9 protein-coding genes are annotated in these 7,906 nt (G+C 71.9%); 2 read left to right on the top strand and 7 right to left on the bottom strand.

Annotated features, from left to right (window positions below; all coding sequences use genetic code 11):
* A partial coding sequence (locus tag G5C51_RS42645) for a hypothetical protein (protein ID WP_206314748.1) occupies window positions 1-281 on the bottom strand: 281 nt, incomplete at its 3' end.
* Between the two features lie 273 nt (window positions 282-554).
* Between G5C51_RS42645 and G5C51_RS43865 the strand changes: the two genes are divergently transcribed.
* Window positions 555-1,079, top strand: a complete 525-nt coding sequence (locus tag G5C51_RS43865; RefSeq protein WP_165244678.1) for a helix-turn-helix domain-containing protein — start codon at window positions 555-557, stop codon at window positions 1,077-1,079.
* Between the two features lie 14 nt (window positions 1,080-1,093).
* Here the strand turns inward: G5C51_RS43865 and G5C51_RS37670 are convergent, their stop codons facing one another.
* The 6 genes from G5C51_RS37670 to G5C51_RS37645 form a co-directional block, all read right to left on the bottom strand.
* Window positions 1,094-1,549 (bottom strand): GNAT family N-acetyltransferase, encoded by a 456-nt coding sequence (locus tag G5C51_RS37670; RefSeq protein ID WP_206314747.1) that lies wholly within the window; start codon window positions 1,547-1,549, stop codon window positions 1,094-1,096.
* 32 nt (window positions 1,550-1,581) lie between these two features.
* Window positions 1,582-2,859 (bottom strand): GAF domain-containing protein, encoded by a 1,278-nt coding sequence (locus tag G5C51_RS37665; RefSeq protein WP_165244676.1) that lies wholly within the window; start codon window positions 2,857-2,859, stop codon window positions 1,582-1,584.
* Between the two features lie 153 nt (window positions 2,860-3,012).
* The gene (locus tag G5C51_RS37660) at window positions 3,013-4,134 is read right to left on the bottom strand and encodes an acetoin dehydrogenase dihydrolipoyllysine-residue acetyltransferase subunit (protein WP_165244674.1); all 1,122 of its coding nucleotides are present in this window, start codon (window positions 4,132-4,134) and stop codon (window positions 3,013-3,015) included.
* Window positions 4,134-5,147, bottom strand: coding sequence for an alpha-ketoacid dehydrogenase subunit beta (locus G5C51_RS37655; RefSeq protein ID WP_165244672.1), 1,014 nt, complete (start codon window positions 5,145-5,147; stop codon window positions 4,134-4,136). The genes G5C51_RS37660 and G5C51_RS37655 overlap by 1 nt, the downstream gene beginning before the upstream one ends.
* A gap of 20 nt (window positions 5,148-5,167) precedes the next feature.
* Entirely contained in the window at window positions 5,168-6,130 is a 963-nt protein-coding gene (locus tag G5C51_RS37650) for a thiamine pyrophosphate-dependent dehydrogenase E1 component subunit alpha (RefSeq protein ID WP_165244670.1), read from the bottom strand.
* A 117-nt stretch (window positions 6,131-6,247) separates the two neighbouring features.
* The gene (locus G5C51_RS37645) at window positions 6,248-6,772 is read right to left on the bottom strand and encodes a hypothetical protein (RefSeq protein ID WP_165244668.1); all 525 of its coding nucleotides are present in this window, start codon (window positions 6,770-6,772) and stop codon (window positions 6,248-6,250) included.
* 249 nt (window positions 6,773-7,021) lie between these two features.
* Between G5C51_RS37645 and G5C51_RS37640 the strand changes: the two genes are divergently transcribed.
* Window positions 7,022-7,891, top strand: coding sequence for a phosphatidylinositol-specific phospholipase C/glycerophosphodiester phosphodiesterase family protein (locus G5C51_RS37640; RefSeq protein ID WP_165244666.1), 870 nt, complete (start codon window positions 7,022-7,024; stop codon window positions 7,889-7,891).
* The last annotated feature ends 15 nt before the right edge of the window (window positions 7,892-7,906 follow it).

Here is a 7,906-nt window from a genome sequence, read left to right as displayed (position 1 = left end):
GGGCTGGGGGTACGGCGGGGTATTTGCTGGAGTTGGGGTTCGATACGGATGCGGCGGGGGCCGCGGGCGGCGCGGAGGCTGTCGGGGGTGCGCGGGTGCTGCGCGGTGTGGTGCCGGACGGCGATGCGGACCGGCCGTGGCCGCTGCCCGGCCTCGCTGGTGCGGACCCCGCGTGGAGTCGCGCCGCGCGGACCGCTTCGCGGTGTGCGAGTGAGCGGGTGCCGTTTTTGGTTGAGGGCGAGCCGGGGGTTGGGCGGTTGGCGTTGGTACGGGCTGCGCATGAGCTCACCGGATCGGCGTGGTCCGCGGTGGTGCTGGACGCGGCTGCGTCACCTGCCGCCGGGGTTGTCGCGCCTGGCGGCGCTCACGCGGCGGAGCCGCATATCCAACCGCAGCCTCAAGCGCCGGACGGGCTTGAGGGGCGGCCTCGCTCGTCCGTCGGCGCCGGTCATGCTTTGGACGCGGGCCGGACGGGGCTACTCGGCCTGGCGGAAGCCATCCGCGCTGCTCCCGCAGGGCCCGGCCGAGCCCTCGCGCTCCGCCACCTTGAGGCCGTGTCCGACGACCACGCCGACGCCGTCGCCCGTGCCCTCGACGCCGTCGTCCAGCGCGGGACCTGGGTGGTCGCCACCCTCGGGCAAGGGGCCTGCGCGCCCGAAGCGTTGCTGCGGTGCTTCACCGAAGCCGTCACCGTGCCGCCGCTGCGACACCGGCTCTCCGATCTCCCCGCCCTCACCGCCTGTCTCCTCCGCCGTACCGGCGGAGACATCGACTGTGCTCCGGATGTGCTCCCCCTGCTGCGGCGCCGGGCCTGGCCCGGCAATGTCGCCGAACTGGAGGGCGTGCTCCGTGCGGCTGCCGCCGGGCGGCGGACGTATCGCATCGAGGCGCGGGATCTGCCGCCCGCCGCGCACTCCGATGGGCGGCGGCAGCTCAGTGGGTGGGAGGCTGCTGAGCGGGACACGCTTGTGCAGGCGCTGCGCATGGCTGAGGGGAATAAGTTGCTTGCCGCGCAGGAGTTGGGGATCTCGCGGACCACCATCTACCGGAAGATGCGGGCGTACGGGATCGAGCTGTAGCGGGCGCGGTCAGCTCAGCGCAGCACGTACATCACGTGCTCGTCCTCGCCGTACGCCTCCGTCCCCTCCCGCTCGAAGCCGAGCCGCTCCAGCAGCTTCCACGAGCCCGTGTTGCCTATGTACGGGTCCGCGTACAGCGGGCGGGTCTGTTCCCGTTCCAGGAAGAGTCGCACCGTCCGGGTGCCGATCCCCCGGCCCCAGAATTCGCGGCCGAAGACATACCCCAGGAAGCGCTGCCCGTCCTGCGTCCACGCCACCGCGCCGCCCGCGACCTCGCCGTCGGCCAGCGCCGTCTGCACGAAGTTGCCCGGGACGCCCAGCACCTTCGTGTGCCAGTGCGTCATGAAGTGGTCGCGGTCCCGCGGCTTGAAATGTGAGCGCTTCACATTCTCCGGGTCGTGCTCATGCCGTAGAAAGATCTCCAGGTCGGACTCGATCACATCGCGCAGCTCAATCTTTTCGTCGCCCATGCCGACCGAGTCTTGCACCCGCCACTGACATCTCAGCCCCACCGCATCCGCGCCACCGCCGGCGCGGACGAGTGCGGCAGCAGCTCGGTCGGATCCGCCGGCCGCGCCACCTCCACCTCCAGGCCGTCCGCGAAGCGGTACGGCCGGTGCTGCAGCACCCCGCCGAGCCGTCGGCGCAGCCGGGACACCTCGGCCCGTACCGTCACCGTCCGCTCCGCGTCGCCGAAGAGGTCGGCGGCGAGGCCCGCCGCGCTGCGGCCGTCCGGGTGGGCGGCCAGGAGGAGGAGCAATTCGGCGTGCCGCGGGCTGAGTTCGTGGGTCCAGGTGCCGCTGGCGCCGATGACCGTCACGGAGGCGTTGCGTGGGCGGCGGACGTCGAGCAGTACTCGCGTCGGCAGCGACACGTCGGTCTCCGCGGGGCGGATCAGCCAGCCGCCGGGCAGCGGCTCGAAGGTGCACTGGCCGAGGCCCGGGAGCCAGTTGCCGTGTTCGCCGACCCTCGCGGGCAGCAGGATCCGGTCCGCGGGCGGCATCCCGGAGACGGCCGCCACCCAGCCGTACGGGTCCGTCACCACCGCTCGCCCGGTGAGCCGCGCGAGCAGCGGTGCGGCGATGGCGCGCAGCCGGTCCAGGTCCTTCGCGTGTTCCGTGCGCAGCTCGGACTCGGCGAGCTTGGCGACTGCGTTGACCAAGCCGAGCGTGCTGGGGTGCACGGTGGCGGCCGGACCGCTGACGTCGACCACGCCGAGCAGCCGGCCGTCGCGGGCGGCGTGCACGGGGGCGCCCGCGCAGGTCCAGGCGTGGTGGGTGCGGACGAAGTGTTCCGCCGAGTGCACCTGGGTGGGACGCCCGGTGATGAGGGTGGTGCCGATGGCGTTCGTGCCGACGTGGTCCTCGGACCAGTTGGCGCCCTCGACGAAGCCGAGGCCGTACGCCTTGTTGAGCACCGCACGGCTGCCGCCGCGCCACAGCACATGCCCGTGCGGATCGGTGACGATCATGATCTGCAGCGCGGCGTCCGCGATCCCGAGCAGGCCCTCGCGCAACGTATCCAGCACGGCGGACAGCCCGGAGCTCTGCCGCTCCCGCTCCACCTCGTCCACCGGCAGCAGCCCGGCGCTCGCGCCCACGTCGGCGTTGAGGCCGTGGCTCATCAGCCGGTGCCAGGACTCGGCGATGACCGGGCGCGGGGGCGCGGGTGGCCGCTCGCCTTCGAGTACGGCGTCGTGCACGCCCGCGAGCAGGCGCGCGTAGGTGCGCGGGTCCGTACCCGCGGGGGGTCGGGCGCTGTCGAGGGGAGGGTTGCGCACGCCTTGCTCCCGGTGTTCGGCTCTGGGGAGTTGGTTGTGGCCGGCCGCCGGGAGGGCGGCCGTCCGTTCATCTTCCGCCGGGCGGGCGGTCCTGTGAAGGCCGGGCGCCGGCACGGCCGGGCGCCCCTCCCGGCCGTGCCGACACCCGTTCCCCTACGACCCCTTCAGCGCCTCCTCCACCGCAGCCACCACTGCCGCCGGTGCCTCCATGTGCGCCATATGCCCCGCGCCCTCGACCACCCGCACCCCGGCTCCCGCCGCCCGCAGCGAGGCCGCGTTCGACGGCGGGATGATCCGGTCCTGCGCGCCCCATACGGCCGCCACCGGGGTCACCCCCAGCAGCCCGGTGACGTCCAGCGCCGGGCGGCCGTCCTCCCCCAGCAGCGTCCGCAGCAGCGCCGCCAGCGCCGCGTCGACGCCGTCGAGCCGCTTGTACTTCAGCAGATCGTCCACCAGCTGCCGGTTCACCTGGCTCTCGTCCGCGAAGAGCTTCAGCAGCTGCGGCTTCAGCTCGCGGCGAGTCCCGGCCGCCGCAAAACCGCGCAGGTAGTCCGCGTCCGCCTCGGGCCCGTAACCCGCCGGGGATACGAGCGTGAGCGACCGGACGCGCCCCGGCGCGCGCGCCGCCGCGGCCGTCACGACGGCGCCGCCGAGGGAGTGCCCGACGAGGTGGGCGCTACGGGCACCCACCGCGTCGAGGAAGCCCAGCACCGTATCGGCGAGGAACTCCAGGCTGCCGTCCCCGACGTCCTTGGCCGAGGCGCCGTGCCCGGGGAGGTCGAGGGCGTGCACAGTACGGCCGGCGGCCAGCGGCTCCTGGACGAACAGCCAGGAGTTCTTGTCACCGCCGTAGCCGTGCACCAGGACGACGACCTCGTCGCCGTCGCCCAGGGACGCGTACGAGATCGCTCTCCCACCGACCTCGGCCGTCTCCGTGCGCGGGCCGTCGTCCTCCTCCGGTACGCCCCGGGCGAGCTGCTCGCGCGCCTCGGCCACGACCGCGTCGATCTCCGCGTCCGGGACCTCCGCCGGGGCCACTACCGCAATGGTGCACCCGACCGGCGCGTCCGTCCCCGCCTCGGCGACGATCCGCCGCAGTACGCCTCCCTCGCTCGCCTCCAGCGTCCCCGCGATCTTGTCCGTGTCGATCTCCGCGAGGTCGTCGCCCTCCTCGACCTCGTCGCCCTCGGCCGCGATCCATTCGGTGATCTTCCCGGTCTTCATGGACAGGCCCCACTTGGGCATCGCGACCCGCCCAATACGTTCGTCGCTCATCAACGCTTCCAATCCACCACGGACTTGACGGCCGCGGCCACCTGCTGCGCGTCCGGGATATAGAGGTCTTCGAGCGACGGGCTGAACGGCACCGGCGTATGCGGCGCGGTCACCGTCCCGATCGGCGCCTGCAGCGCCCCGAAGGCTTCGCGCGCGACGAGCGCGGAGATGTCGGCCGCGAGCCCGCAGCGCGGCCCGGCCTCGTCTACGACCACCAGCCGCCCGGTCTGCTCGACGCTCTCCAGAATCGTGTCGGCGTCCAGCGGGCTCGTCGTCCGCGGGTCGACGATCTCGCACTGCACGCCCGCCTGCGCCAGCTCGTCGGCCGCCTCCTCGGCGACGGACACCATGCGGCCGAGCGCGACGACGGTGGCGTCCCCGCCCTCCCGTACGACATTGGCCTCGCCGAAGGGGATGGTGTAGCTCTCCTGGGGGACCTCGCCGACGGTGTCGTACATGGCCTTGTGCTCGCAGAAGATGACCGGGTCGTCGTCCCGGATGGCCTGGATCATCAGCCCTTTCGCCTCGTACGCGGAGGAGGGGAGGACGACCTTGAGGCCCGGCACGGACGTGAACACCGGGTACATCGCCTGCGAGTGCTGCGCGGCCGCGCGCAGCCCGGCCCCGTACATGGCGCGGATGACGACCGGCGTGACCGCCTTGCCGCCGAACATGTAGCGGAACTTCGCCGCCTGATTGAAGATCTGGTCGAAGCAGACGCCCATGAAGTCGATGAACATGAGCTCGGCGACTGGGCGTAGCCCCCGGGTCGCCGCCCCGACCGCCGCGCCGATGAAGGCGGATTCGGAGATCGGGGTGTCGAGCACCCGGTCGGGAAAGCGGTGATAGAGCCCCTTCGTCACGCCGAGGACCCCGCCCCACGCGTCGTCCTCGCCGGGCGCGCCGGCGCCGCCGGCGTTGTCCTCGCCGAGCACCACGACGGCGGGGTCGCGCTCCATTTCCTGGGCCAGCGCCTCGTTGATCGCCTCGCGGTAGCTGATGCTGCGTGCCATGGCTTGATTCACCGGCCCCTTCAGTACTGGATGTAGACGTCGGTCTCGAGGTCGGCCCGGGTCGGCAGCGGCGCCGCCTTCGCCTCGGCCACGGCGTCGTCGATGAGGCGGGCCACCTCGGCGTCGATCTGGTCGAGCTGCGCGGCGGTGAGGGTGCCGTCGCCGGTGACGCGGTCGCGGAAGCGCTTGAGGCAGTCGAGTTCGTTACGGGCCTGCTGGACCTCGCCGGCCCGGTAGGTCTGCTGGTCGCCCTCGAAGTGCCCGTAATAGCGGGTGAGCTGGACCTCGATGAGGGTGGGTCCGCCGCCGTTCCTGGCCCGTTCGACGGCCTCGGCGGCGGCCTCGTGGACGGCGAAGAAGTCGAAGCCGTCGACGGTCCTGCCCGGCATCCCGAAGGCCGCGGCGCGGGCGGCGATGGAGCCGCCGCCGACGGACCAGGTGGCGGCGGTGGCCTCGGCGTAGCCGTTGTTCTCGGCGATGAAGACGGCCGGGAGGTTCCATACCGTGGCGAGGTTGAGCGACTCCAGGGTGGTGCCCTGGTTGGAGCCGCCGTCGCCGAAGAACGCGACCGCGACGCCGCCTTCGCCGCGCAGCTTGGCGGCGAGGGCGGCGCCGCAGATCAGGGGCGGGCCGCCGCCGACGATGCCGTTGGCGCCGAGCATGCCTTTGGAGAGGTCGGCGATGTGCATGGACCCGCCCTTGCCGTGGCAGGAGCCGGTGGTCCGCCCGTAAATCTCCGCCATCATGGCTTTGACGTCGACGTTCTTGGCGATGCAGTGGCCGTGCCCGCGGTGGGTGGAGGCGATGGTGTCGCGGTGGTCGTCCAGGTGGGCGCAGACGCCGGTGGCGGAGGCTTCCTCACCGGCGTAGAGGTGGACGAAGCCGGGGATGTCGCCGGTGGCGAACTCGCTGTGCAGCCGTTCCTCGAACTCGCGGATCGTGCGCATCGTCCGATACGCCCTGAGCAGTGCCTTGTCGTGCATGAGGCCTCCTCGCCGTCGCTTCTGCGTGGGGCTATGGCACTGCGGGGCGGGGCGGGGGCCAAGGGTTGCTTGAGGTTGCTTTGGGTTGCTTCAGGTTGCTTCAGGTTGCGGACCGGGTCAGCGGGCGCGGCGGAGGCGGCCCTTGGGCTTGTAGACGGACAGGGCGGTGGCGGCGATCAGCATGGCCAGCTGGCCGCCGACCGCGGCGACATTGCTCCACTGCTGGCCGGTGGTGTGGGTGCCGTTCTCGTACGCGGCGGCCATCGCCTCGGGCTGGAAGAGGGTGATGCCGATGACGATCACGGAGACGTTGAGCACCAGTTTGGCGAAGGTCCAGAAGTGGAGTGTGACGCCCCATTTGGTGCCGAGGCCCAGCAGGATGCCGGTGGCCAGCGCGGTGAGGCTGAGCGGCATGCCGCCGGCGAAGACGAGGACGGTCATCAGGTCGTACGCGGTGCGGGCGGTGTCCTCGTCCATGCCGCCTGAGGTGGTGACGTAGAGATTGAGGGCGGTCAGGCCCCATACCTCGCCGAGCAGGGCCACGGAGGCGATGACGTGGAGGGTGAGCACGAGCTTGCGGGTGGTGGGGCGCATCCGCCAGGAGGTGCGGGCGCGGGCGGTGGGCGGGGCTTCGGTGATCATCTCGGTCCTCACTCCGGGTCGGGTCGCGCTCGGTGGTGCGGGGTTTTGGCCGGACATGGAAAAGGTCGCAGAGCGGGGGGTTCGGGTCGTCCCGCGACCGGAGGCAGTGGCCGTACTCCCGGGGGTGTACTCCCGGGGGCGTATTCCCGGGCTGTCATCGGGTGTTAAGCGCGTGCGCCCTGTGCAAGCGGGGGCGCGGGCGTCAATACTCGACGGGCCAGCAGCACCGACCGGGAGGGGAGCCGACACATGCCCGCAGTCACCCGCCGCCGCGCCCTCGGCTTAGGAGCAGCCGCCCTGGCAGGCTCGATCGCCGCACCTTCGTACGCCGAGGCCGCGCCGCGACGCAGGGGCCCGGCCCCGCTGGGCCGGGCGCACGCCCACAACGACTACCTGCACCCACGCCCGCTCCTGGACGCACTCGACCACTACTTCGGCAGCGTCGAGGCGGATATCTGGCTGGTGGACGGGGAGCTGCTGGTCGCTCATGACGCGGCGCAGCTCGACCCGGAACGGACGCTGCAGAAGCTGTATCTGGACCCGCTGGCGGCACGGGTGCGTCGTAACGGCGGTCGGGTGTACCGGGGTTGGCCGCTGTCGCTGCAGCTGCTGATCGACCTGAAGACACCGGGGGATGCGACGTACCGGGCACTGTCGGAGGTGCTGCGGCAGAAGCGCTATCGGGGGCTGTTCAGCTACGCGGTGGGCGGCGTCGGCGGACGGGTGCACAAGCGCGCGGTGACGGCAGTGATCTCGGGCGACCGGGGCGCGCGGACGCCGATGGAGCAGGAGCGGGTGCGCTACGCCTTCTACGACGGCAGGCACGACGACCTGAATACGGGCGTCCCGGCCTCCTTCATCCCGCTGATCAGCGGCAATTGGACCAGCAGCTTCACATGGCAGGGCATCGGCCCGATGCCGGAACAGGAGCTGGGGTGGCTGAACCTGATCGTGAGGACGGCCCATGACGGCGACCAGACGATCCGCTTCTGGAACACGCCGGACGCGGCGGGGGCGGCGCGGGATGCGGTGTGGGGGCAGCTGGTGAAGTCGGATGTGGACTTCTTGAATACGGATGACTTGGCTGGGTTGGAGGCGTTCCTGCGGAAGCGGGGGTAGGGCTTCCTGCGGGAG

The sequence above is a fragment of the Streptomyces coryli genome (genome assembly GCF_011044975.1).
GTDB classification, from domain to species: Bacteria; Actinomycetota; Actinomycetes; order Streptomycetales; family Streptomycetaceae; genus Streptomyces; species Streptomyces coryli.
The sequence above is the reverse complement of the archived record's forward strand: the minus strand, read 5'-3'. Positions and strand labels throughout refer to the sequence as shown.

What these genes read in the sequence shown, in the direction of transcription:
- G5C51_RS37645 (WP_165244668.1), bottom strand. Translation starts at nt 6,772, where the DNA reads ATGATCACCGAAGCCCCGCCCACCGCCCGCGCCCGCACCTCCTGGCGG.
- G5C51_RS37670 (WP_206314747.1), bottom strand. Translation starts at nt 1,549, where the DNA reads ATGGGCGACGAAAAGATTGAGCTGCGCGATGTGATCGAGTCCGACCTG.
- G5C51_RS37655 (WP_165244672.1), bottom strand. Translation starts at nt 5,147, where the DNA reads ATGGCACGCAGCATCAGCTACCGCGAGGCGATCAACGAGGCGCTGGCC.
- G5C51_RS37650 (WP_165244670.1), bottom strand. Translation starts at nt 6,130, where the DNA reads ATGCACGACAAGGCACTGCTCAGGGCGTATCGGACGATGCGCACGATC.
- G5C51_RS37640 (WP_165244666.1), top strand. Translation starts at nt 7,022, where the DNA reads ATGCCCGCAGTCACCCGCCGCCGCGCCCTCGGCTTAGGAGCAGCCGCC.
- G5C51_RS37660 (WP_165244674.1), bottom strand. Translation starts at nt 4,134, where the DNA reads ATGAGCGACGAACGTATTGGGCGGGTCGCGATGCCCAAGTGGGGCCTG.